Annotated in this window: 26 protein-coding genes; 25 read left to right on the top strand and 1 reads right to left on the bottom strand. The window is 71.8% G+C overall.

Going from position 1 to position 24,231, the window contains the following annotated elements; all coding sequences use genetic code 11:
- Window positions 1–38 precede the first annotated feature (38 nt).
- The 19 genes from mraZ to RMN98_RS13755 all read left to right on the top strand — a co-directional run bounded on the left by mraZ (window position 39) and on the right by RMN98_RS13755 (window position 19,098).
- Complete coding sequence (gene mraZ, locus RMN98_RS13845; protein WP_309649405.1) at window positions 39–461, top strand: division/cell wall cluster transcriptional repressor MraZ; 423 nt, start codon at window positions 39–41, stop codon at window positions 459–461.
- 229 nt (window positions 462–690) lie between these two features.
- Window positions 691–825, top strand: coding sequence for a hypothetical protein (locus tag RMN98_RS13840; protein ID WP_309649404.1), 135 nt, complete (start codon window positions 691–693; stop codon window positions 823–825).
- 1 nt (window position 826) lies between these two features.
- A complete protein-coding gene (rsmH, locus tag RMN98_RS13835) occupies window positions 827–1,825 on the top strand; it encodes a 16S rRNA (cytosine(1402)-N(4))-methyltransferase RsmH (protein WP_309649403.1) in 999 nt (332 codons plus the stop codon).
- Window positions 1,822–2,505, top strand: a complete 684-nt coding sequence (locus RMN98_RS13830; protein ID WP_309649402.1) for a hypothetical protein — start codon at window positions 1,822–1,824, stop codon at window positions 2,503–2,505. Before rsmH ends, RMN98_RS13830 begins: the two co-directional genes overlap by 4 nt.
- A gap of 26 nt (window positions 2,506–2,531) precedes the next feature.
- Window positions 2,532–4,403, top strand: coding sequence for a penicillin-binding protein 2 (locus RMN98_RS13825; protein ID WP_309649401.1), 1,872 nt, complete (start codon window positions 2,532–2,534; stop codon window positions 4,401–4,403).
- Window positions 4,400–5,953: a UDP-N-acetylmuramoyl-L-alanyl-D-glutamate--2,6-diaminopimelate ligase gene (locus RMN98_RS13820; RefSeq protein ID WP_397209631.1), complete on the top strand. Its 1,554-nt coding sequence runs from the start codon at window positions 4,400–4,402 to the stop codon at window positions 5,951–5,953. Before RMN98_RS13825 ends, RMN98_RS13820 begins: the two co-directional genes overlap by 4 nt.
- Window positions 5,950–7,350 (top strand): UDP-N-acetylmuramoyl-tripeptide--D-alanyl-D-alanine ligase, encoded by a 1,401-nt coding sequence (gene murF / locus RMN98_RS13815; protein WP_309649400.1) that lies wholly within the window; start codon window positions 5,950–5,952, stop codon window positions 7,348–7,350. The genes RMN98_RS13820 and murF overlap by 4 nt, the downstream gene beginning before the upstream one ends.
- A complete protein-coding gene (gene mraY, locus RMN98_RS13810; RefSeq protein WP_309649399.1) occupies window positions 7,347–8,432 on the top strand; it encodes a phospho-N-acetylmuramoyl-pentapeptide-transferase in 1,086 nt (361 codons plus the stop codon). The genes murF and mraY overlap by 4 nt, the downstream gene beginning before the upstream one ends.
- A gap of 7 nt (window positions 8,433–8,439) precedes the next feature.
- On the top strand, window positions 8,440–9,927 hold the full coding sequence (gene murD, locus RMN98_RS13805) for a UDP-N-acetylmuramoyl-L-alanine--D-glutamate ligase (RefSeq protein ID WP_309649398.1): 1,488 nt from the start codon (window positions 8,440–8,442) through the stop codon (window positions 9,925–9,927).
- A gap of 27 nt (window positions 9,928–9,954) precedes the next feature.
- Window positions 9,955–11,208 (top strand): putative lipid II flippase FtsW, encoded by a 1,254-nt coding sequence (gene ftsW, locus RMN98_RS13800; RefSeq protein ID WP_309649397.1) that lies wholly within the window; start codon window positions 9,955–9,957, stop codon window positions 11,206–11,208.
- A gap of 13 nt (window positions 11,209–11,221) precedes the next feature.
- Window positions 11,222–12,304 carry an undecaprenyldiphospho-muramoylpentapeptide beta-N-acetylglucosaminyltransferase gene (murG, locus tag RMN98_RS13795; protein WP_309649396.1) on the top strand — a complete coding sequence of 361 codons (1,083 nt, stop codon included), beginning with the start codon at window positions 11,222–11,224 and terminating at the stop codon, window positions 12,302–12,304.
- Window positions 12,301–13,719 carry a UDP-N-acetylmuramate--L-alanine ligase gene (gene murC / locus RMN98_RS13790; protein WP_309649395.1) on the top strand — a complete coding sequence of 473 codons (1,419 nt, stop codon included), beginning with the start codon at window positions 12,301–12,303 and terminating at the stop codon, window positions 13,717–13,719. The genes murG and murC overlap by 4 nt, the downstream gene beginning before the upstream one ends.
- Complete coding sequence (locus RMN98_RS13785; protein ID WP_309649394.1) at window positions 13,712–14,473, top strand: FtsQ-type POTRA domain-containing protein; 762 nt, start codon at window positions 13,712–13,714, stop codon at window positions 14,471–14,473. The genes murC and RMN98_RS13785 overlap by 8 nt, the downstream gene beginning before the upstream one ends.
- A 233-nt stretch (window positions 14,474–14,706) precedes the next feature.
- The gene (gene ftsZ, locus RMN98_RS13780; RefSeq protein ID WP_309649393.1) at window positions 14,707–15,942 is read left to right on the top strand and encodes a cell division protein FtsZ; all 1,236 of its coding nucleotides are present in this window, start codon (window positions 14,707–14,709) and stop codon (window positions 15,940–15,942) included.
- 6 nt (window positions 15,943–15,948) lie between these two features.
- Window positions 15,949–16,662 (top strand): peptidoglycan editing factor PgeF, encoded by a 714-nt coding sequence (gene pgeF / locus RMN98_RS13775; protein ID WP_309649392.1) that lies wholly within the window; start codon window positions 15,949–15,951, stop codon window positions 16,660–16,662.
- Entirely contained in the window at window positions 16,659–17,360 is a 702-nt protein-coding gene (locus RMN98_RS13770) for a YggS family pyridoxal phosphate-dependent enzyme (RefSeq protein ID WP_309649391.1), read from the top strand. Before pgeF ends, RMN98_RS13770 begins: the two co-directional genes overlap by 4 nt.
- 61 nt (window positions 17,361–17,421) lie before the next feature.
- Window positions 17,422–17,922, top strand: a complete 501-nt coding sequence (locus RMN98_RS13765) for a cell division protein SepF (RefSeq protein WP_309649390.1) — start codon at window positions 17,422–17,424, stop codon at window positions 17,920–17,922.
- A gap of 6 nt (window positions 17,923–17,928) precedes the next feature.
- Window positions 17,929–18,222 (top strand): YggT family protein, encoded by a 294-nt coding sequence (locus RMN98_RS13760; RefSeq protein ID WP_309649389.1) that lies wholly within the window; start codon window positions 17,929–17,931, stop codon window positions 18,220–18,222.
- A gap of 132 nt (window positions 18,223–18,354) precedes the next feature.
- The gene (locus tag RMN98_RS13755) at window positions 18,355–19,098 is read left to right on the top strand and encodes a DivIVA domain-containing protein (protein WP_309649388.1); all 744 of its coding nucleotides are present in this window, start codon (window positions 18,355–18,357) and stop codon (window positions 19,096–19,098) included.
- A 187-nt stretch (window positions 19,099–19,285) separates the two neighbouring features.
- On the opposite strand, the gene RMN98_RS13750 is transcribed toward RMN98_RS13755, so the two are convergent.
- The gene (locus RMN98_RS13750; protein WP_309649387.1) at window positions 19,286–19,774 is read right to left on the bottom strand and encodes a hypothetical protein; all 489 of its coding nucleotides are present in this window, start codon (window positions 19,772–19,774) and stop codon (window positions 19,286–19,288) included.
- Between RMN98_RS13750 and RMN98_RS13745 the strand changes: the two genes are divergently transcribed.
- The 6 genes from RMN98_RS13745 to RMN98_RS13720 form a co-directional block, all read left to right on the top strand.
- Complete coding sequence (locus RMN98_RS13745; protein WP_309649386.1) at window positions 19,773–20,237, top strand: TraR/DksA C4-type zinc finger protein; 465 nt, start codon at window positions 19,773–19,775, stop codon at window positions 20,235–20,237. The genes RMN98_RS13750 and RMN98_RS13745 overlap by 2 nt on opposite strands.
- Window positions 20,210–20,803: a signal peptidase II gene (lspA, locus tag RMN98_RS13740; protein ID WP_309649385.1), complete on the top strand. Its 594-nt coding sequence runs from the start codon at window positions 20,210–20,212 to the stop codon at window positions 20,801–20,803. The genes RMN98_RS13745 and lspA overlap by 28 nt, the downstream gene beginning before the upstream one ends.
- Window positions 20,800–21,738, top strand: coding sequence for an RluA family pseudouridine synthase (locus RMN98_RS13735; RefSeq protein WP_309649384.1), 939 nt, complete (start codon window positions 20,800–20,802; stop codon window positions 21,736–21,738). Before lspA ends, RMN98_RS13735 begins: the two co-directional genes overlap by 4 nt.
- Window positions 21,728–22,423, top strand: a complete 696-nt coding sequence (locus tag RMN98_RS13730; protein ID WP_309649383.1) for a GNAT family N-acetyltransferase — start codon at window positions 21,728–21,730, stop codon at window positions 22,421–22,423. Before RMN98_RS13735 ends, RMN98_RS13730 begins: the two co-directional genes overlap by 11 nt.
- A gap of 16 nt (window positions 22,424–22,439) precedes the next feature.
- Entirely contained in the window at window positions 22,440–23,303 is an 864-nt protein-coding gene (locus tag RMN98_RS13725; RefSeq protein ID WP_309649382.1) for a DMT family transporter, read from the top strand.
- A gap of 158 nt (window positions 23,304–23,461) precedes the next feature.
- Window positions 23,462–24,231, top strand: a 770-nt coding sequence (locus tag RMN98_RS13720; RefSeq protein ID WP_309649381.1) for a PHP domain-containing protein, incomplete at its 3' end; no start/stop codon positions are given.

Below are 24,231 nucleotides of genomic sequence, written 5' to 3'. Positions count from 1 at the left end.
GTGCGGTGGGTGACGGTGGCGGATAGAGGAGGTGCTCCATGCGGTTCATGGGCACCTTCACGCCGAAGCTCGACGAGAAAGGTCGGCTCTTCCTCCCCGCGAAGTTCCGGGACCGGCTGGCTGAGGGGGTTGTCGTGACGCAAGGTCAGGAGAACTGCCTGGTCGTCTGGCCCCCGGAGGTCTTCGACCGCGAGGCCGACCGTGCCTCGGAGAAGCCGATGACCAGCAAGGCCGCACGTGGCTACAACCGCATGTTCTTCTCCGGCGGCGACGAGGTCGTCCCGGACAAGCAGGGCCGCATCGGCATCCCCGCGAACCTGCGGGACTACGCCGGGCTCGAGCGGGACGTGGTCGTGATCGGCGTCCGGGACCGCCTCGAGATCTGGAACCCCACCAAGTGGCGGGAGTACCAGGAGGCCGAGGTCCTCAAGTTCGCCGACCTCGACGAGGACGACGAGTAGTCAGCACCACCGCGCTCCACCCGGCACCAAGCACCACGAACTCAACAACGGATCCGCAGGACGAGGTCTCTGGCCCGCTTCCTGTACCCCCCGCTTTCTGGGCACCTTCCCCGGCGCCAGAACACGGAACTTCCCTCGGGAAGCGGGCAGGAGACCTGGCCCTGCGGATCCGGCACCACCTAGTCCACACATGTCACCAGCACGAGCGCTGCGAGCGGGGTCGAGTCCGATGAGCGTCACACAGCCGGCACCACGCCGGGTCCGTCACCAGGCGCGTGATGCTGCCGCGGTGATGGCGTTCTCAGCCGGCACGTCGGTGGCCTTCGCCCTCGCCTTCCTCCTGCTCGCCCAGCTGGGTCGCTGACATGTCCGCCTCCCACGTCCCGGTCCTCCTCGACCGGGTCGTCGCCCTGCTCGCGCCCGCACTCGACCACGACGGCGCCGTGCTCGTCGACTGCACCCTGGGCCTCGGGGGCCACAGCGAGGCGGTCCTCGAGCGCTGCCCGCTGGCCCGGGTCGTCGGCATCGACCGGGACACCGCGGCCCTCGAGCTCGCCGGCAGCCGCCTGGCGCCGTACGGCGAGCGCTTCACGGGCGTCCACGCGGTCTACGACGAGATCCCCGGGGTGCTGCGCGACCTCGACCTGGCCTCCGTCGACGCCGTGCTCTTCGACCTCGGGGTCTCCTCGATGCAGCTCGACGTGCGTGAGCGCGGGTTCGCCTACTCCGTCGACGCGCCCCTCGACATGCGCATGGACGGCACCACCGGCCCCACGGCAGCCGACGTGCTCAACACCTACTCAGCCGGTGAGCTGACCCGGGTGCTGCGTGACTACGGCGAGGAGAAGTTCGCCCGCAAGATCGCCGGTGCCGTGGTGCGCGAGCGCGAGGCCGGGCCGTTCGAGCGGTCGGGACGCCTGGTGGAGCTGCTCTACGCCGAGATCCCCGCGCCCGCCCGCCGGGCCGGGGGACACCCCGCGAAGCGCACCTTCCAGGCCCTGCGCATGGAGGTCAACGACGAGCTGGCCGTCCTGCGCCGCGCGGTGCCGGCGGCGATCGAGGCGATCGGGGTCGGTGGCCGGGTGGTCGTCGAGTCCTACCACTCCCTCGAGGACCGGTTGGTCAAGCAGGCCTTCACCGCGGGCACGCGGTCCACGGTCCCGGTCGACCTGCCGTTCGTGCCCGAGGGCCAGGAGCCGCCACTGCGCCTGGTGACGCGCGGAGCGGAGAAGGCCGACGAGTCCGAGATCGCCGCCAACCCCCGCGCCGCCTCGGTCCGCCTGCGCGCCGTCGAACGAGTCCACCCCAGCAGCAGCACCGGCACGAAGCACACCAGCACCTCCCGGAAGGAGCCGCGCAGATGAGCAGTCCCGCACCCGCCACGGTCCGATCACGCCTCTCGACCCAGGGTCGAGGGCTTGCGGGCGCGGCCGTCGAGAGGGCGCGACTGACCGTCGTGCCCCGTCGTCGCACGCGCGCGCCGAAGGTCCCGTTCGTGACGCTGGTGAGCCTGCTGCTGCTCGCCGGCGTCGTCGGGCTCCTCCTCTTCAACACCTCCATGCAGCAGGCGTCGTTCACCACGACGGCCCTGCAGGAGCGGGCCACCAACCTCGCCGCTCGTGAGCAGGCGCTGGAGATGGAGCTCGAGGAGCTCCGGGACCCGCAGCGACTGGCCGCCGAGGCGCAGCGCCGCTTCGGCATGGAGCCGGCCGGTGCTCCGCTCTTCCTCTCCCTGGAGAGCGGGAAGGTGACGGGGGAGCGTGGCGAGCCCGCCGAGCGCCTCGACCTGGTGCCCGACCAGCCGACCCGTCCCGGCGTCCTCGACCCCGCTCCGATCGTCACGACCGTCTTCGGCGACGTCCCGGCCGACCAGGTGGCCCACCAGCCGGGCCAGCCGGGCCAGCCGGGCCAGAGCGGAAACCGCGACGACACGGCGCGTGGCAACGGCCAGGGTCGCGGCGAGACCGGTAGAACTGGGTCCCAGCAGCAACAGCAGTCCCAAGAACAACAGCAGGGCCAACAGCAGCAGCGCTCCCCCCGCTGATGCCGCCGTCGAGCAGGAGACCGACCGTGAGCCGAACCCGCCAGCAGCGGCTGCGTCCGCGCACGCGCGGCTCGTCCGACGTGCGCATGCGCTCGGGCTTCATCCTGATCGCGATCGTGCTGTCCTTCTTCGGCGCCCGCCTGGTGCAGCTTCAGGGCCTCGACCCGCGCGAGTACGCCGCCATGGCGGCCGCCGACGGCTCCGTCACCGTCACGCTGCCGGCCGAGCGCGGCGACATCCTCGACCGCAACGGCGAACCGCTCGCCGACTCCGCCGCCGGTCTCATGGTCATCGCCGACCCGGCCCTGACCGCGCCGCGGGCCACCGAGCTCGCGAAGTTCCTCTCCACCCGCTTGGCGGTCGACTACTTCCGCACCCTCGAGCGCCTGCGCGTCGAGGACAGCCGCTACCAGTACATCGCCCGCCAGGTGCCGGCCCGGATCGTCTCGACCGTGATCGACGAGGCGCGCGCCCGCGCGAGCGACGCCGCCGAGCAGGCGCTGGAGGCCGAGCGGGACGGCGACGAGGAGGCGCTCGCGGAGCTGGAGGAGATCGCCGACGCCTACAACGGCCTGAGCACCGAGCGCGACCCTGTGCGCGTCTACCCCGCCGGCGACGTCGCGGCCAACCTGGTCGGCTTCCTGGGCACCCCCAACCCCGACGGCAGCGCCAAGCCGTCGGCCGGCTTCGAGTCGATGTTCAACTCCTACCTCGCCGGCACCGACGGCGAGACGAGCTACCAGGTCGGTGCCGGCAACAAGATCCCGCTCGGCGACAGCACCATCGTCGAGCCCACCGACGGCCGCGACCTCGTCACCACGATCGACCGCGACCTGCAGTTCTTCACCCAGCGCATCGTGCGCCAGACCGTGCGCCAGTCCGGGGGCGAGTCGGGCATCGGCGTCGTCATGGACACGCGCACGGGTGACATCCTCGCCCTGGCCGACGACCCGACGTACGACCTGAACAAGCCCGACGAGGCCAGCGAGGACGACTACAAGTCGCGCGCGATGACCGACGTCTACGAGCCCGGCTCGGTCGAGAAGGTCCTCACGGTCGCGGGGCTCATCGACGCCGGCAAGGTCACCAACCGCACGCGGCTCCTCGTCCCCGGCCGGCTCGACCGCCAGGACCGCTCGATCGGTGACTACTTCGACCACGGCCTGCTCAGGCTCACCCTCGCCGGAGTCATCGCCAAGTCGTCCAACATCGGCACCGTGCTCGCGGCCGACAAGTTCGAGGACGGCCAGCTGCGCGACTACCTCACCCGGTTCGGCCTCGGCCAGCGCACCAACATCGGCGTCGGCGGCGAGACCGCGGGCCTCCTGCCCGACGACTCCATGTGGACCAGCCAGACCCAGGACCGCATCGCCTTCGGCCAGTCCCTGTCGGTCAACGCCGTGCAGATGACCGCCGCGGTCAACACCATCGCCAACGACGGCGTGCGCATCGACCCCAGCCTGATCAAGGGGTCGGCCACGACCGACGAGGGCACCGAGGTCGGCACCGACGTCGCCACCACCCGTCGCGTGGTCAGCGACGACGCCGCCCACCAGACGATGCTGATGATGGAGCGGGTGCTCGACCCCGAGGAGGGTGTCGCCCCGGGCGCGGCCGTCCCCGGCTACCGCGTCGCCGGCAAGACAGGCACCGCGCAGCGCGTCGGCGAGGAGTGCGGCTGCTACGACGGCACCTTCACGGTCTCCTTCGCGGGCTTCGCCCCGGCCGACGACCCGCGCTTCACGGTCTACGTCGTGGTCCAGGACCCCACCAACGGCGGAGGTGGCGGCTCGGTCGCCGGCCCGGCGTTCTCCCGCATCATGAGCTACGCGCTGCGCCGCTACGCGGTCCCGCCGACGGGCACCCCGGCCTCCCGGCTGCCCGTCGAGTGGAGATGAGCCATGATCGTCCGGTGGCAACCCGACCCGAGCACCCCGAGGTCCTCGCGCTCCCGGACCTCGTCGCCTGGCTGAGGACGACGTACGGCGAGGCGCAGGTCGTCGGTGATCCTACGGACGTGCGGGTCGCCGGGTTGTCCCTGAGCTCGCAGCGGGTCGTGCCCGGTGACCTCTACGCCGCCCTCCCGGGCGCGCGCGCCCACGGCATCGGCTTCCTGACCGCCGCGCTCGACGCGGGTGCGGTCGCGGTCCTGACCGACGAGTCCGGCGCGGCACAGGCGGCCGGACAGGCAGCGCAGGCGGGGGTCGACGTCCCGGTCGTCGTGGTCACCGACCCGCGCCGCGTCCTCGGCCGGCTGGCTGCGCACGTCTACGGCGAGCCCGCGCGTTCCCTGCGGATGATCGGGGTCACGGGCACCCAGGGCAAGACCACGACGACCCGCCTCGCCGAGGACGGGCTCGAGCGCGCCGGCGTGAGCGCCGCGGTGATCGGCACCGTCGGCACCCGCGTCGACGGCACCGACATCAAGACGACGCTGACGACCCCCGAGGCGCCCGACCTGCACGGGCTCTTCGCGATGATGCGCGAGCGCGGCGTCACGGCCTGCGCGATGGAGGTCTCCAGCCACGCGCTGGTGATGGGCCGCGTCGACGGCGTCGTCTTCGACGTCGGCGTCTTCCTCAACCTGGGCCGCGACCACCTCGACTTCCACCACGACGTCGAGGACTACTTCCGTGCCAAGGCCTCGCTGTTCACCCCCGAGCGGGCCCGGCTGGGGCTGGTCAACGTCGACGACGCCCACGGGCGCCGGCTCGTGACCGAGGCGAGCACCCCCGTGCGCACCATGTCCTCGCAGGGTGCTGACGCCGACTGGCAGGCCGTGGACGTGGTCCTGCGCGCCGACGGGTCCACCTTCACCGTGCGCGGTCCTGACGGGCTCAGCGTCCCGGCCGGCTGCCCGGTCCCCGGCGACTTCAACGTGGCCAACACGCTCGCGGCCATCGCCGCCTGCGGGGAGGCCGGTCTCGACCCGGCTGCGGTCGCCATGGGGATCTCCGGGGGCGCCGGGGTGCCCGGTCGCTTCGAGCAGGTCGACGCGGGCCAGGACTTCGTCGTGGTCGTCGACTACGCCCACAAGCCCGACGCCGTGGCTGCCGCGCTGCGCACGCTGCGCCAGCTCACCGACGGCCAGGTGATCATCGTTCTCGGCGCCGGGGGCGACCGCGACCCCGGCAAGCGGCCGATCATGGCCGGCATCGCCGCCGACCTGGCCGACGTCCTGATCATCACCGACGACAACCCCCGCACCGAGGACCCGGCGAGCATCCGGGCCGCGATGCTCGCCGGCATCGACGCCGGGGTGAAGGCCGAGGTCGTGGAGCAGGGCGACCGCCGCCTCGCCATCGCCGACGCCGTGGGCCGGGCCCGTCCCGGCGACATCGTGCTCGTCGCCGGCAAGGGCCACGAGACGGGGCAGACGATCCACGACGTGGTCCACCCCTTCGACGACCGCGTCGTCGTGCGCGAGGCCCTGGCGGCCCGCGGATGATCCCGCTGACGCTGGCCGAGGTCGCGACCGTCGTCGACGGCGTCGTCCACGGCGACCCGACGCTGACCGTGACCGGACCGGCGTACGTCGACACGCGAGCGGCCACCGACGGCGGGCTGTTCGTGGCGGTCGTCGGCGAGCGCGTCGACGGCCACGACTACGCTGCCGGTGCCCACGCGGTGCTGGGCAGCCGCCCCACCGACGCCCCGACGGTCGTCGTCGCCGACCCGGTGGTGGCCCTCGGTCGCCTGGCGCGGCACGTGCTCGACCATCTCGACGTCCCCGTGCTGGCGCTGACCGGCTCGCAGGGCAAGACCGGCACCAAGGACTACCTCGCGCACGTGCTGGCCGCGGCCGGACCCACGGTGGCGACGGCGGCCAACAACAACAACGAGATCGGCGTGCCGCTCACCGTGCTGCGCGCCGACTCCACCACCGCCTACCTCGTCGTGGAGATGGGCGCCCGCGGCATCGGCCACATCGCCTACCTCTGCGACATCGCGCCGCCCAGCGTGGCCGCTGTGCTCAACGTCGGCACCGCCCACATCGGGGAGTTCGGCAGCCGTGAGGCGATCGCCGCGGCCAAGGGGGAGATCGTCGAGGCCCTCGGCGCCGACGGCACGGCCGTCCTCAACGCCGACGACGACCTGACGTCCGCGATGACCTCACGCACCCGCGCCCGCATGCTCACCTTCGGCGGCGACGGCAACGGTGACGTGACCTGGCGGGGGCTCGAGCTCGACGCGCTCGGCCGCCCCACCGTCGAGCTTGGCCACGACGGTGCCTGGCGCCGCGTGGCCCTCACCCAGACCGGTGCCCACCAGGTCGCCAACGCGGCGGCCGCCGTGGCGATGGCGCTCGCGGTGGGCCGCACCTTCGACGACGCCGTCGACGCGCTCGCCACGGCGACGTCCGCGTCGCGGTGGCGGATGGAGCTGCACGAGCGGGCCGACGGCCTGCTCGTCGTCAACGACGCCTACAACGCCAACCCCGCCTCGATGGTGGCCGCGATCGACGCGCTGGCCGCGATCGGCGAGCGCGCCGGTCGACGTACGGTCGCGGTGCTGGGGGAGATGCGCGAGCTCGGCCCCGACGCCGACGCCGGCCACCGCGAGGTCGGCCGCTCCGCCGCTGCCCACGGCACCGACGTCGTCGTCGTCGTGGGTGAGCCGGCCCGCGGCATCGCGGACGGACTCGCCGAGCGTGACGACTGGCACGGTGAGGTGATCGTCACGGCGGGGCGTGACGACGCACTCGCCTGGTTGCGGGAGAATGCCGTGGCCACGGACGTCGTCCTGGTCAAGGCCTCACGCGGTGCCGCCCTCGAGGTGGTGGCCGACGGGCTGCTCGACGAAGGCCCGACAGATCCAACGACAGGAGTGGTCCCGACACCATGAGAGCGATCCTGCTGGGCGGCGGACTCGCCCTGCTCATCTCGCTGCTCGGCACCCGGGTCGCGATCACCTACTTCACGCGCTGGGGCTACGGCCAGGAGATCCGCGACGACGGCCCGACCAGCCACCACACCAAGCGCGGCACCCCCACCATGGGTGGCGTGGTCATCATCCTGGCCACGGTCGTCGGCTACTTCGCGGCCAAGCTGATCACCCTCAGCGCCCCGTCCGCGTCCGCGCTGCTGCTGCTCTTCCTCTTCGTCGGGATGGGCCTGGTCGGCTTCCTCGACGACTTCATCAAGATCTCCAAGCAGCGCAGCCTCGGCCTGCGCAGCAAGGCCAAGATGGTCGGCCAGACCATCGTTGCGGTGATCTTCGGCTTCCTGGCGCTCTCACCCATGCTCGAGGACGCCAACGGCCGCACCCCGGCGTCCGAGAAGGTGTCGTTCCTGCGCGAGATCGACTGGCTGGTCCTGCCCACGATCCTCGCGATGGTGCTGATCTGGCTGATCGTCACCGCGACCAGCAACGCGGTCAACCTCACCGACGGGCTCGACGGCCTCGCCACGGGCGCCAGCGTGATGGTCTTCGGCGCCTACATGCTGGTCAACATCTGGCAGAACAACCAGTTCTGCCAGCAGGACCCGAGCGGCCAGTGCTACAACGTCCGCGACCCCCTCGACCTCGCCGTCATCGCGGCCGCGATCACCGGCGCCTGCTTCGGCTTCCTGTGGTGGAACGCCGCCCCCGCGGCCATCTTCATGGGCGACACCGGCTCGCTGGCCCTGGGCGGCGCCCTCGCCGGCTTCGCGATCCTCACCCGCACCGAGCTGCTGCTGGTGATCCTCGGCGGCATCTTCGTCCTCGAGACGGTCTCGGTGATGCTCCAGGTCACCTGGTTCAAGACCACCAAGAAGATGACCGGCACCGGGCGACGCATCTTCCGGATCGCGCCCATCCACCACCACTTCGAGATGCTCGGCTGGGAGCAGGTCACCGTGGTGATCCGCTTCTGGATCATCACCGGCCTCTTCGTGGCCACCGGGCTGGGCGTCTTCTACGCCGAATGGGTCGCCCGCCTGTGATCCGCCGGTGAGCCGGCCCGACCCCTCGTCCCTCGGTCGTCTCGACGCCTGGGACGGGCTGAGGACCGTCGTGGCGGGCTTCGGTGTCTCCGGCTTCGCCGCTGCCGACAACCTGCTCCACCTGGGCGCCGGCGTCACGGCGCTGGCCGAGGGCGCTCGCAACCCCGAGGAGCTGGAGAAGGCCGAGCTCCTCGAGGTGCTCGGCGCCCGCGTCGACCTGCACACCGGGGCCACCCTCACCCTGCCCGACGACGTCGACGTGCTGGTCACCTCGCCCGGCTTCCGGCCCGACGCACCGCTGCTCGCCCAGGCCCACGCCCGCGGCATCCCCGTGTGGGGCGAGGTCGAGCTGGCCTGGCGCCTGCGCCACCCCGATCACGACACCCCGTGGCTGTGTGTCACCGGCACCAACGGCAAGACCACGACCGTGCAGATGCTCGACTCGATCCTGCGCGCCGCCGGGCTGCGCAGCGTCGCGGTCGGCAACGTCGGACTGCCGATCGTGGAGGCCGTCATGGATCCGACGCCCTACGACGTCCTGGCCGTCGAGCTCTCCAGCTTCCAGCTCCACTACACCGACTCGATGAGCGCCCAGGCCTCGGCCGTGCTCAACGTCGCCGAGGACCACCTCGACTGGTACGACGGGCCGGCGGGCATGGACGCCTACACCGCGGACAAGGGGCGCATCTACGAGCGCACCCAGCGCGCCTGCGTCTACAACGTCGCCGACCCGGCCACCGAGGCGCTGGTGCGCGAGGCCGACGTCGTCGAGGGCGCCCGTGCCATCGGCTTCACGCTCGGCATGCCCTCGGTCGGCATGGTCGGGCTGGTCGAGGACATCCTGGTCGACCGGGCGTTCGTCGAGACGCGGGACAGCACGGCCGCCGAGCTGTGCACCGTGTCCGACCTGGCCTCCGACGCGCCGCACTTCGTGGCCAACGCGCTCGCTGCCGCTGCGCTGGCCCGCGCGCACGGGGTGAGCCAGGCCGCCGTACGCGACGGGCTGCGGGCCTTCCGTCCCGACGGCCACCGCATCGCCGTGGTCGCCGAGCGAGACGGCGTCGGGTGGGTCGACGACTCCAAGGCGACCAACCCGCACGCGGCCATGTCCTCCCTGCAGGCCTACGACTCCGTGGTCTGGGTGGCCGGCGGGCTGGCCAAGGGCGCCCGCTTCGACGACCTGGTGCAGGCCGTCCGCAGCCGGCTGCGGGGCGTCGTGCTGATCGGGCGCGACCGCGACGTGATCGCCGAGGCGCTTTCGCGACACGCGCCGGATGTCCGGGTGTTGACCGTCGACGGCGGAGAGACTGACACCCAAGACGGTGGACGGGCCCTGATGGGGCGCGTCGTGGACGCGGCAGCCGACATGGCACGAGCCGGGGACACGGTGCTCCTCGCACCGGGATGCGCCTCGATGGACCAGTTCACCAGCTATGCGGCACGAGGCGACGCGTTCGCCGCGGCAGTCCGGGACAGGCTCGACGACCAGCACTAGCACCACCGGCCAGGAGAGGGGAGCGACGTGACGACCACGCACCCCGAGACCCGGAGCCGCGTCCCGCTGGGCAAGGTCGCAGGAGGGGTCACGGGTCGGGCGACCGGCTGGACCACGACCGCCCGCGACGCCCTGAGCCGTCCGCTGACGTCCTACTACCTGCTCCTCGGAGCCTCCGCGCTGCTGCTCACCATCGGCCTGATCATGGTGCTGAGCGCCTCGAGCGTCCGCTCCTACGAATACACCGGCGACTCCTTCACCATCGTGCGCCGCCAGCTGATGTGGGTGCTGATCGGGGTCCCGGCCGCAGTCCTCGCCAGCCGGCTGCCGCTGCGCCTGATCCGGGGGCTCGCGTACGTCGGGTTCTCGGTCTCGCTGGTGCTGCTGACCCTCACCGCCTTCATGGGCGTGGAGCGCAACGGCAACACCAACTGGCTCGCGATCGGACCGCTGGTCATCCAGCCCTCCGAGATCGCCAAGCTGGCCCTGGTCATCTGGGCTGCCCACATCTACGCCAACAAAGAGCGGCGCCTCCACAGCTTCCACCAGATCGTGGTGCCCGTCGTGCCCGGGATGCTCCTGGCCACCAGCTTGGTGATCGTCGGCAAGGACCTCGGCACCGCCCTGATCCTCTTCGCCATCCTGCTCGGCATGCTCTGGGTGGTCGGCGCCCCGATGCGCTTCTTCGCGATGGCCTCGATGATCGTGGGTGTCGGGGTCTTCGCGATGGCCACGAGCAACGCCGAGCGCTTCGAGCGCATCACGACCTTCATCGACCCGTTCAAGGACTTCCACGGCACCGGGTGGCAGCCGGCCCACGGCCTCTACGCCCTCTCCAGTGGCGGCACCTTCGGCCAGGGGATCGGTGCCAGCCAGCAGAAGTGGGGCTACCTGCCCGAGGCCCACACCGACTTCATCTTCGCGGTCCTCGGCGAGGAGCTCGGTCTGGTCGGCACCCTGCTCGTCATCGGGCTCTTCCTCACCATCGCCTACGCCGCCCTGCGCGTCGCCCGCGAGACCGCCGACCCCTTCGTCCGCTACTGCAGCTTCGGCATCGTGGTCTGGCTGATCGGCCAGATGATCATCAACGTCGGCATGGTGCTGGCCCTGCTGCCCGTCATCGGCATCCCGCTCCCGCTCGTCTCCTACGGCGGCTCGAGCCTGGTCCCGACGCTCGTCGCGATCGGTCTGCTGGTCGGCTTCGCCCGCCGCGAGCCCGAGGCCGCACGCGCCCTGGCGCAGCGCAGGTCGGTCCGGTCGTCCGGCCTCTCCGCCCGATGAGGACACTGGGCTGATGCGCGTCCTCCTTGCCGGTGGTGGCACCGCCGGCCACACGTCCCCCCTGCTCGCGACCGCCGACGCCCTGCGTCGGCTCGACCCCACGGTCGAGATCACCTGTCTCGGCACCCCCCGGGGCCTGGAGAACAAGGTGGTCCCGGCCGCCGGCTACCCGCTCGAGCTGATCCCTCCCGTGCCGCTGCCGAGGCGCCCCAACGCCGACCTGCTGCGCGTGCCGACCCGGTTGCGCGGCGCGGTGAAGCAGACGTTGGCGATCATCGACCGGATCCAGCCCGACGTGATCGTCGGCTACGGCGGTTACGTCTCGATGCCCGCCTACCTCGCCGCCCGTCGGCGCAGGCTGCCGTTGGTCATCCACGAGCAGAACACCCTGCCCGGGCTGGCCAACAAGGCCGGCGCCCGCGTCGCCACCCGCGTCGCGGTGAGCTTTCCCGACACCGAGCTGCGCAACGCCGAGTACGTCGGCCTCCCGATCCGTCGGATGATCTCCCAGCTCGACCGGGCCGCCAGCCGTGCGGAGGCCCGTGCGTTCTTCGGGCTCGACCCCGACCTGCCCACGCTCGTCGTCACCGGCGGCTCCCAGGGCGCCCGCCGGCTCAACCAGGCCGTCTCCGGTGCCTCCGCGGCACTCGGCAGCGCCGGGGTCCAGGTGCTGCACGTCGTCGGGCCCCAGGGGGAGGCGACGCCGACCGCGACGGGCACGCCGTACGTCGTCGTCGACTTCGTCGAGCGCATGGACCTGCTGTTGGCGGCCGCCGACCTCATGGTCTGCCGGTCGGGCGCCAGCAGCGTCGTCGAGGCGGCGGCCACCGGGGTGCCGGCCATCTTCGTGCCGCTGCCGATCGGCAACGGCGAGCAGGCGCGCAACGCCGGCGCAGTCGTCGAGGCCGGGGGAGCGCTGCTGGTGGACGACGCCGACCTCACGCCCGACTGGGTCGCCGACACCGTGCCCGGCCTCGTCACCGACCCCGAGCGCCTCGCGGCGATGAGCGCCGCCGCGTCGGGACTGGTCCCGCGCGACGCCGACGACACGCTGGCAGCCATCGTGGTCGAGACCGCGGCAGGAGGCCGCTGGTGAGGGTGCCGATCCCCACGGTGATCACGCCGGCCGAGCACCTCGGTCGCGTGCACTTCGTCGGCATCGGGGGAGCCGGGCTGTCCGGCATCGCCCGCATCATGTTGGCGCGCGGCATCAGCGTGAGCGGCAGCGACGGCACCGACAGCCCCACCCTGGAGGCTCTGCGCGCCCTCGGCGCGAGGGTCGACCTCGCCCACGACGCCGCGCACGTGTCCGGGGTCGACACCGTGGTCGTGTCCACGGCCATCCAGGAGGACAACCCCGAATACGTCGAGGCGGTGCGCCAGGGACTCATCGTGCTGCCCCGCTCGGCGGCCCTCGCCTCGGTCATGGCCGGACGCCGCGTGCTGGCTGTGGCCGGCACGCACGGCAAGACCACCACGACCTCGCTGCTCACCGTGGCCCTGCAGGCGGCCGGTGCCGACCCGACGTACGCCATCGGTGGCGACCTCGCCCAGACCGGCACCAACGCCGCCGAGGGGGCCGGCGAGCTGTTCGTCGCCGAGGCCGACGAGAGCGACGGCGCCTTCCTGGTCTACGAGCCCTATGCCTCGGTCGTCACCAACGTCGAGGCCGACCACCTCGACCAGTGGGGCACCGAGGAGGCCTACCGGGCCGCTTTCGACGAGTTCGCCGGCAAGGTCGATCCTGACGGCTTCCTGGTCTGCATCCTCGACGACCCGGGAGCTGCGGCCCTGGCCGCGACCGCGGCGGAGCGGGGCATCACCGTCGTCGGCGTCGGCGAGGACGCCCGCGCCGACGTGCGGGTCGTGGACCTGGAGCTGGTCGGCAGCACCTCCTCCTTCACGGTCCTCGACGGCGGCGTCGAGCTGGGCCGTGTCACCCTGCAGATCCCTGGTCGTCACTACGTGCTGGACGCCGCCGCCGCGCTGGCCACGGGGCTGCGCCTCGGGTGTCCCTTCGACGAGCTGCGCCGCGGGCTCGAGGGGTTCACCGGCACCCGTCGCCGCATGGAGCGCAAGGGTGAGGCCGGGGGAGTCCGTGTCTACGACTCCTACGCCCACCACCCCGCCGAGATCGCCGGCGACCTCGTCGCCGCCCGCTCGGTCGCAGGTGAGGGGCGCGTCGTCGTGGCCTACCAACCCCACCTGGTCTCCCGCACCCGCATCTTCGGCGAGGCCATGGGCCAGGCTCTCGGTGCGGCCGACGAGGTCGTCGTCCTGGACGTCTACCTCGCCCGGGAGGAGGCCGACCCGGCGGTGACCGGTGCGTTGGTCGCCGACGCGGTGCCGCTCCCCGCCGACCGGGTCGCTTTCGTGCCCGACTTCGACGCCGTCCCCGCCGAGGTCGCGCGCCGGGCCCGCCCGGGCGACCTGGTGGTCACGCTGGGAGCGGGCACGGTCACCGCCCTCGGTCCCCGGATCCTGGAGCTGCTGGAGGGTGGCGATGGCTAGCTCGACCCGCACCCGCACCCGCGACGCGGGGGAGCGCACGACGCAGCAGACGCGTCGCCGCTTCGCCCGTCGTCAGTGGGCCCGCCGCTGGCTGCGCTGGAAGCCGGTCGTCGCGCTGGTCGCGCTCGTGGCCCTCGCCGTCGCGGGCGTCTACACCGTCTACTTCTCCGACGCCCTCGCCGTCGACGGCGTCGAGGTCACGGGCAACTCGCGGCTGAGCGACGAGCAGGTCCTGGCCGCCGCCGACGTCCCGGTCGGCGAGCCGCTGGCCCGCGTCGACGTCGACGCGATCAGGGGCCGCGTCGGCTCGCTGGCCGACGTCGCCTCCGTCGACGTCTCCCGTGCCTGGCCCCACGAGGTGCTGGTCACCGTCGTGGAGCGCACGCCGGTGGCAGTGCTCGAGATCGCCGGGTCGCTGCGCGGCCTCGACGCCACCGGCGTCGTCTTCGGGACCTTCAAGCCTGCTCCGCCGGGCCTGCCCCGCGTCCGGACCACCTCCTCGACCAGCGCCGACGCGCTGCGCGAGGTGGCCGAGGTGGTCAGCGCGCTGCCCGAGGACCTCGCGGCGACGGTCGACCACGTCGAGGTCGAGACCGTCGACCGGATCACCCTGGTCCTGCGCGACGACCGGGTGGTGCGGTGGGGGAGCGCGGCCCAGTCCGAGGAGAAGGCCGCGGTCCTCGAGGCGCTGCTGGGCCAGGACGCACGCGAGTACGACGTCAGCGTGCCGGGCACGCCCACCACCATCCGGTAGGTCCGTCCCCGCGCCGTGTCCGGCCAGGTCTTCGCGGCAACTCGCTCGCGTCGCGGCGTGTCTGCGCGTCCTCGGTGTCGGCGTTGCCTACTGTCGTGGTCACGACGAGGTTGACATAACTATAACCCTCAGGCTGAGGGTCAGGGTTCTCGACTCGCCGACCTTCTTCCCCGCGTGACCCGTCACACCCCCATCGACAATCCCCAGTACTAATCCCGAGAGGTGAAGCCGCCGTGGCAGCTGCACAGAACTACCTGGCCATCATCAAGGTCGTGGGCATCGGTGGCGGCGGCGTCAACGCTGTCAACCGGATGATCGAGGTCGGCCTCAAGGGCGTCGAGTTCATCGCGATCAACACCGACGCCCAGGCGCTGCTCATGAGCGATGCCGACGTCAAGCTCGACATCGGTCGCGAGCTGACCCGCGGCCTCGGTGCCGGCGCCAACCCCGACGTGGGCGCCCAGGCCGCCGAGGACCACGCCGACGAGATCGAAGAGGTCATCAAGGGCGCCGACATGGTGTTCGTGACCGCCGGCGAGGGTGGCGGCACCGGCACCGGCGGCGCGCCCGTCGTGGCCCGCATCGCCCGCTCACTGGGCGCCCTGACCATCGGTGTCGTGACGCGTCCGTTCTCCTTCGAGGGCAAGCGCCGCGCCGGCTCCGCGGAGGAGGGCATCGCCGGTCTCCGCGTGGAGGTCGACACCCTCATCGTCATCCCCAACGACCGGCTGCTGTCGATCAGCGACCGCAACGTGTCGGTCCTCGACGCGTTCAAGCAGGCCGACCAGGTGCTGCTCCAGGGTGTCTCCGGCATCACCGACCTGATCACCACGCCCGGCCTGATCAACCTCGACTTCGCCGACGTCAAGTCCGTCATGGCCAACGCCGGCTCGGCCCTGATGGGCATCGGCTCGGCCCGGGGCGAGGACCGCGCCGTGGCCGCGGCCGAGATGGCGGTCTCCAGCCCGCTGCTCGAGGCCTCCATCGACGGGGCCCACGGCGTGCTGCTCTCGATCGCCGGTGGCTCCGACCTCGGTCTCTTCGAGATCAACGAGGCGGCGGCGCTCGTGGCCGAGGCCGTCCACCCCGAGGCCAACATCATCTTCGGTGCCACCATCGACGACGCCCTGGGCGACGAGGTCCGCGTGACCGTCATCGCCGCGGGCTTCGACGGTGGCGCGCCCAAGCGCCGCGACGAGGGTCAGACCCTGCGCCGCGACTCCAAGCCGTCGCAGACCCAGGCCGAGACCCGGGCGGCGGCCGCCGCGGTCGCCACGCGTCGCGACGACGCCGGCAAGGGCGAGGTGGAGAAGCAGTCGGTGCTCGCGGGTGCTCGCACCCCGGCGACCCCGCCCACCACGACGGCGTCGAGCGCGTCGACGACGCCTGCCCCCACGACCCCCAAGCCGGCCCCCCGTCAGGTCCACTACGACGACGACGAGCTCGACGTCCCGGACTTCCTGAAGTAACGACGCTTGTACGCCTACCGCGCGGCCCTGGACCCCGTCGACCTGTCGTTCACCGACCGGTTCGGCGGGGTCAGTGCCGCGCCCTACGACGAGCTCAACCTCGCGATCGAGGGCGACGACGACCCGGCCGCCTGCGCCGCCAACCTGCGTCGGCTGATGGACGACTTCGCTCCCGGGGACGACCTCGCCGACCTCCACCAGGTGCACGGCTGCGACGTCGTCACCCCCGACGCCCCGGGGGAGCGACCCTCCGCCGACGGGATCGTCACCGACCGGCCCGGCGTCACGCTGATGGTCCGGGCAGCCGACTGCGTCCCGGTCCTCCTCGCCGACCCCGAGGCCGGCGTCGTCGGCGCGGTCCACTCCGGACGCCCCGGCCTGGCGCTGGCGGTGGTGCCGGCGACCGTGGCCAGGATGCGTGAGCTCGGTGCCCGGGAGCTGACGGCCTGGGTCGGACCGCACGTGTGCGGCGCCTGCTACGAGGTGCCCGAGGAGCTCCGGGCCGAGGTGGGTGCCCTGGTGCCCGCGGCCGTGGCGACCACCTCGTGGGGCACTCCCTCGCTCGACCTCGGGGCCGGGGTCCGCTCCCAGCTCGAGGCCGACGGCGTGCGCGTCGTCGACGCCTCCCGCTGCACCCGCGAGAGCCTCGACCTCTTCTCCTACCGACGCGACGGCCGCCAGGCCGGGCGTCAGGCCGGCCTGATCAGGATCCGACCGTGACGGCCCGGTCGGACGAGCTCGCCGCCAACCTCGCCACCGTGCGCGACCGCATCGCGCGAGCGTGCGGCGAGGCGGACCGCGCCCCCGGCGAGGTCGAGCTGGTCGTCGTCACGAAGTTCTTCCCCGCCTCCGACGTGCGCGTCCTCGCCGACCTCGGGGTCACCGACGTCGGTGAGAACCGGCACCAGGAGGCGGAGGCCAAGGCCGCGGAGTGCGCCGACCTCGGTCTGCGCTGGCACTTCATCGGCGGTCTCCAGAGCAACAAGGCCGCCGCCGTGGCGCGCTACGCCGACGTCGTGGAGTCCGTCGACAGGTCCAAGCTCGTGGCCGGGCTCGACCGGGGCGCCGCCGAGCGTGGTCGTCACGTCGAGGTGCTGGTCCAGGTCAGCCTGGACGAGCCCGGGGCCGAGCACCGGGCCGGGGTCGACCCTGCTGCGTTGGGCGACCTCGTCGGGGTCGTCGCCGGCGCGGAGCACCTCGTCCTGAGGGGGCTCATGGCGGTGGCGCCGCTCGGCGCCGACCCGGCAGCAGCCTTCGCCCGGCTGGCGGCGTTGCGTGCCGACGTACTCCAGCAGGCACCGGAGGCGACGTGGTTGTCGGCCGGCATGAGCGGCGACCTCGAGCACGCCGTGCAGGCGGGTGCGACACACGTGCGCGTCGGCTCCGCGGTCCTCGGATCACGGCCTCAGGTCCAGTAGTGTCCACATCAGAGAAAGTGCGTCCCGACAGGGGCGCCTGCGAAGTTCCGGAGGAACAGTCATGAGCGGTGCGATGCGCAGGATCGGTGAATACCTCGGCCTGCTCGAGGACACCGGTCGTTACGACGACTACGACGGCGACGACTACCACACCCAGGAGACGACGCCGGTCGCGGCTGCGCGTGCGCCCCGGGCCCACGAGCCCCGCCCCGCGCCCGTCTCCGACCTCTCGGAGCGTCGTCGCCACACCGTGGCTCCCGGCCCCACCGGGGTCGTCGCGGAGCTCTCCCGCATCACCACGCTGCACCCGCGCACCTACAACGAGGCGCGCACGGTCGGCGAGAACTTTCGCGAGGGGGTGCCGGTGATCATGAACCTCTCCGAGATGGACGACCAGGACGCCAAGCGGCTCGTCGACTTCGCGGCCGGGCTCGTTTTTGCCACACGTGGCACGATCGAGCGCGTCACCAACAAGGTGTTCCTGCTCTCCCCGCCCAACGTCACGGTCGCCGCCGAGGACAAGCAGCGGATCGCCGAGGGTGGCTTCTTCAACCAGAGCTAGGACGTCGTGGAAATAGCTGGCCGGATCATCGATGTCATCCTCTGGGTGTTCATCGGACTTCTCTGGATCCGATTCATCGTCGACTGGGTGCAGGTCTTCGCCCGGTCCTGGAGCCCGCGGGGGCTCGTGCTCGTCGTGCTGGAGGTCGTCTACTCCGCCACCGACCCGCCGATCAAGGCGCTGCGTCGGCTGATCCCGCCGTTGCGCATCGGCAACTTCGCGCTGGACCTCAGCTTCATCATCGTGATGATCTGTGCCTACCTGCTGCGCTACGTCAACCGGGTCGTGCTCCTGTCCTGACCTCCTGGGGCGGGCGCGCGGCGCCGCGGGAGGCGCGCACCCGGTGCGACGTCACACCAGTCCCACGCAGGCGCTATTGTTCGACGGACACACGTACTGCACCAACCGATCAATCTATGAATGGGTGAGGTCATGCCGCTGACGCCTGAGGACGTGAGCAACAAGCGATTCACGCCTGTCCGGCTCCGTGAGGGCTACGACATGGGCGAGGTCGACCAGTTCCTCGACGAGGTGGAGACCGAGCTCGCTCGGCTGACGAAGGAGAACGAGGACCTTCGGGCCAAGCTCGCCTCGGCGCAGAGTGGTGCTCCGATGTCTGCTCCTGCCGAGACTGCGCCCCAGCCGGTCGTGGTGGAGAAGGCTCCCGAGCCTGCTCCCAAGCCCGCGCCCGCCGCCGCGCCCGAGGTGCCCGCGGAGACGATCCGGGTCGAGACGGTGCCGCAGGCCTCCAACGCTGCTGCCCGCCTGCTGGAGATCGCCACGCGCAACGCCGACGAGCTCGTCGACGACGCCAAGAACCAGGCCGACAAGATCATCGGCGAGGCCCGCACCAAGGCCGAGCGCCTCGAGGCGGAGTCCAAGAGCAAGGCCGACCGGCTCGAGTCCGACGCGCGCACCCGCTCGCAGATGCTCGACACCGAGACCGCCGAGCGTCGCACCCAGCTCTTCGGCGACCTGGAGAAGGAGCGCGACAAGCTCAGCGTCGACGTCGAGAACCTCCGCTCGTTCGAGCGCGAGTACCGCTCGCGTCTCAAGAGCTACTTCACCCAGCAGCTCGAGTCGCTGCAGGGACAGGCCGAGACGGCTGCTCCCTCCACCGACGAGACGCCGGCGCCCAAGCGTTTGCGCTCGATCCTCGGGGAGGAGGAGGGCTGAGTCCCTCCCACGCGCGTTGAACGGCCGGTCCTTCGGGGCCGGCCGTTCTGCTGTCCGCGGTGTGGCGGGTTTGAGCCGACTTCCCGCACCGGCTACCCTCCGTGCAGCCCGTGGCTGTCGTCGCGGGTCCTTGCGGTCCGAGGGAGGCCCTTTCCATGGCTCGAAGCACCAGGAAGTCGTTGGCCGGTCAGGCAGCGTCCGCAGCACGCAAGGTGATCTCCCGCCGCCCCGCCAAGGCTGCTGCCACGGCGGAGGCGCCCGCGAAGAAGGCGGCACCGGCCAAGAGGGCCGCACCCGCGAAGAAGGCGGCACCGGTCAGGAAGGCGGCGCCGGCCAAGAAGGCCGCACCCGCGAAGAAGGCGGCACCGGCGAAGAAGGCGGCACCGGCGAAGAAGGCGGCACCGGCCACGAAGGCGGCACCGGCCACGAAGGCGACACCGGCGAAGAAGGCGACACCGGCCACGAAGGCGGCACCGGCCACGAAGGCGGCACCGGCCACGAAGGCGGCACCGGCCACGAAGGCGACACCGGCCACGAAGGCGACACCGGCCACGAAGGCGGCACCGGCCACGAAGGCGGCACCGGCCACGAAGGCGGCACCGGCCACGAAGGCGGCACCGGCCAAGAAGGCCGCACCGGCCAAGAAGGCCGCACCGGCCAAGAAGGCCGCACCCATGAAGACGACGACCCCCGCACAGAAGGCACCCTCGGTGAAGAAGCCCGCTCCGGCCAACGATGCACCCGTCTCCGCCCTCGTGGTGAAGGAGGGGGAGGACGCCTGGACCAAGGCCGAGCTCAAGGAGGTGCTCGACGAGCTGCGCGAGCAGCACGCCCACAGCACCGGGATCGTCGCGGCGCAGGAGACCGAGCTGTCCGGGCTGCTGCGTGATGCCGGTGACGGCGCCGGCCAGGACCAGGCCGACATGGGCGCCACCAGCTTCGAGCGGGACCACGAGCTGACCGTGCTCAACAACGAGCGCGACAAGATCGCCCAGATCGACCGGGCCCTTGCCCGCATCGACGACGGCACCTACGGGGTCTGCGAGTCCTGCGGTAACGCCATCGGCAAGATGCGGCTCATGGCTTTCCCCCGTGCGACACTCTGCATGACATGCAAGCAGCGCGAGGAACGTCGCTGAGCGACGACGACGCCACTCCCGAGTCCCGGTCCACGACCCACGGGGGTGGCCGTCTGCGACTCCGCTTCGCCGCGATCGCCCTGGTCGTCTACCTCGTCGACATCCTGACCAAGATCGTTGCGGTCGACGAGCTCGCCGACCGTGACATCCCCCTGGTGGGCGACTTCCTGGTCCTGCACCTGACCCGCAACCCGGGTGCTGCCTTCAGCACGGGGACGCAGTTCACCGAGGTGCTCAGCGTCATCGCGATCGTCGCGGTGGTGGTCGTCCTCTGGTTGAGCCGCCGGCTCGGCAGTGCCGGCTGGGCCACGGCACTGGGCTTCCTGCTCGCAGGCGTCGCGGGCAACCTCACCGACCGGATCTTCCGCGATCCCGGCCCCCTGCGCGGGCACGTCATCGACTTCTTGATGCTCCCCAACTGGCCGGTCTTCAACATCGCCGACGTGGCGATCAACATCGCTGCGGGACTGATCCTCATCCAGGCCTTCCGCGGCATCCGCATCGACGGCACCCGTGAGGACGCCGACGATCCCGAGCGCACCGAACCCGAGGCGAAACAGACGTGACACAGCAGGTCGACCACCGCAGTCTCCAGGTCCCTGACGGGCTGGCCGGCGAGCGGGTGGACGCCGCGATGGCCCAGATGTTCGGTCTCTCCCGCACGCGAGCGGCGGACCTGATCTCCAGCGGGCTGGTCACGCTGGACGGTGCCGCGGTGGCCAAGAGCGACCGCGTGCTGCCCGGCACCCGTCTCGACGTGACGATCCCCTTCGAGGGCGACCCGCTCGAGATCGTCCCGGAGATCGTCGAGGGCATCAAGATCATCCACGACGACGACTCCATCGTCGTGATCGACAAGCCGGTCGGCGTCGCGGTGCACCCCTCGCCGGGCTGGTCCGGACCCACGGTCGTCGGGCACCTCGCAGGTGCCGGCTTCCGCATCGCGACGAGCGGTGCTCCCGAGCGCCAGGGGATCGTGCAGCGGCTCGACGTCGGCACCTCGGGCGTCATGGTGATCACCAAGTCCGAGCACGGCTACTCGCTGCTCAAGAACGCCTTCCGCCAGCGCACGGTCGACAAGACCTACCACGCCCTCGTCCAGGGGCACCCCGACCCGCACGAGGGCACCATCGACGCGCCCATCGGCCGCCACCCCCGCGCCGACTACAAGTTCGCGGTCATGGGTGACGGGCGTCCCAGCGTGACGCACTACGAGACCCTCGAGGCACACCGGTTCGCCAGCCTGCTGGAGGTGCACCTCGAGACGGGTCGCACCCACCAGATCCGCGTGCACATGGCGGCGCTCAAGCACCCGTGCGTCGGCGACATCACCTACGGCGCCGACCCCACCCTGTCGCGTCGGGTGGGCCTGGAGCGCCAGTGGCTGCACGCGGTCAAGCTCGGCTTCGAGCACCCCGACTCGGGCGCCTACGTGGAGTACGAGTCGACCTACCCCGACGACCTCTCCCGTGCCCTCGAGATCATCCGCGATGCCGACTGACCTGGTCCTCCGACCGGCGACGCCGCTCGACGCCCACGACGTCGCGTCGGTCCACCTGCGCGCGCGGCGTGCGGCGCCGATGCCGCCGGCCGTGCATCCCGACGACGACGTACGACGCTGGCTCGCTGTCCGGCTGCAGTCCGACGAGGTCTGGGTGGCCGAGCACGACGGCGCTGTGGTGGGCTACGCGCGCCTGACCGACGTCTGGCTCGACGACCTCTACGTCGAGCCGTCCCACGCCCGCCAGGGCGTCGGCTCGGCGCTGCTCGACGTCGCCACCTCGGTGCGTCCCGACGGCTTCTGCCTCTGGGTGTTCGAGAGCAACGCGCCGGCGCGGGCGTTCTACGCCCGCCACGGGCTCGTGGAGCTCGAGCGCACGGACGGCTCGGCCAACGAGGAGCACTCGCCCGACATCAAGATGGCCTGGACCGGCGCCGACCCGTTCGCCTTCCTCCGCGGCCTCATCGACGAGGTCGACGTCCAGCTCGGCGACCTGCTCGCGCGCCGCGCCGCCCTGACCCGCGCGGTCCAGCCGCTCAAGGCCGACCCCACGCAGCGAGACCTCGCCCGTGAGCACCAGATCGCCACGGCGCTGGCCGCCCGTGCGCCGGCCCTGGGGGCCGAGCGGATCGAGCGGATCGTCCACACCATCATCACCGAGAGCCTGGACGCGGCCCGCACGTGAGAGCGGCGCACCCCCGGTGCTGATCGCCGTCGTCCTGACCCTGGCCGGGTCCGTGGCGCACGCCGCGTGGAACCTCCTGGCCAGCCGGGCCCACGCCGAGGACAGCGGCCTGTTCGTCTGGGTCTACTCCGTCCTCTCGCTGGTCCTGCTCGCCCCGGCCGCCCTCGTGGCGGTGCTGCTCGGGGCCGAGGTCTCGTGGACCCTGGTCGGCGCCGGGGCGGTCAGCGCGCTCCTCCACACGGCGTACGCCGTCTCGCTGCAGGCGGCCTACGCGCGCAGCGACCTCAACGTCACCTACCCCGTGGCCCGGGGGCTCGGGCCGGTCGTCGCCGCCGGCTTCGCCGTGGCGGTGCTCGGAGAACGACCGGGGGTGCTGGGCTGGGTGGGCATCGCGCTGATCACGGCAGGGGTGGGCGTGGTCTCGACCGGGGCGGCGGCGCCCGAGTCGCGCGCACGTCGCGCCGCAGGGCTGCGCTGGGGGCTGCTGATCGCGGCCGCGATCGCCGGCTACACGCTCTGGGACGCCCACGCGGTCGGCGGGCTGGGGGTCGACCCGGTCACCTACTACGCGGTGGGCGGGGCGTGGATGGTCGTCGTGCTCACCGTGGCGTGCGCGGGTCGGCTCGGGGGAGCGGGAGCGGTGCTGCGCCGCCACTGGCGCACGGGCCTCGCGGTGGCGGTGCTCTCCCCGGTGGCCTACGTGCTGGTGCTGGTCGCCCTCACCCTCGCGCCGGTCTCCGTGGTGGCACCGCTGCGCAGCACCAGCATCGTGGTGGGCAGCCTTGCCGCCTGGTGGTGGCTGGGCGAGGCGCACGGGGGGCGCCGGCTGGCGGGCGCGGTCGTGGTCACCGTGGGGGTCGCGGCGCTGGTGCTGGCCTAGGCGGTGGGGTGAGATGTCGGTGCGCCCTGCCACCATGCTCGGAGCGGTTCGCGTAGGCTGGTCCTCTTCCCCCAGCGAGACGTCCGACGCCTTCCACCGAGGTCGTCGTGGCCGCTGCAGCATGCCCTATCTCGACCGGCGAGGAGCCCGAAGCAGACATGACGACAGGTTCTTCCGACTCCTTCGTCCACCTGCACGTCCACACCGAGTACTCCATGCTCGACGGTGCCGCCCGGCTCGGCGCGCTGACCCAGCGGGCGGCCGACCTCGGCATGCCGGCGGTCGCGATGACCGACCACGGCAACGTGTTCGGGGCCTATGAGTTCTACACGAAGGCGAAGCAGGCCGGGGTCAAGCCGATCATCGGCATCGAGGCCTACTTCGCGCCCAACATCTCCCGCTTCGAGCGCAAGGGCGTCAACTTCTACGGCGGCGGTCCCGACGACGTCTCCAACCGCGGCGCCTACACGCACATGACGCTGCTGAGCGAGTCGACCGAGGGCATGCACAACCTCTTCCGGCTCTCCACCGGCGCGTGGCGCGACGGGTTCTTCAAGCACCCGCGCATGGACCGTGAGCTCCTCTCGCAGCACGGCAAGGGCATCATCGGCACCACCGGCTGCCCGTCCGGCGAGGTCCAGGTCCACCTGCGTCACGGCAACTACGAGGCGGCCAAGCAGGTCGCCGGCGACTTCCAGGACATCCTCGGCAAGGACAACTACTTCCTCGAGCTGATGGACCACGGCCTCGACATCGAGACCCGGGTCAAGGACGGGCTGCTGCGCCTGGCCAAGGACATGCAGATCCCGCTGCTGGCGACCAACGACTCCCACTACGTCATGCAGGAGGACGCCAAGAGCCAGGAGCACCTGCTCTGCATCAACTCCGGCTCGACGATGGACATCCCGGCCGGTGACGGACCCGGTCA

The sequence above is a fragment of the Nocardioides sp. genome (assembly GCF_031397825.1).
GTDB lineage: Bacteria > Actinomycetota > Actinomycetes > Propionibacteriales > Nocardioidaceae > Nocardioides.
This window is presented reverse-complemented; position numbering and strand designations above follow the sequence as displayed.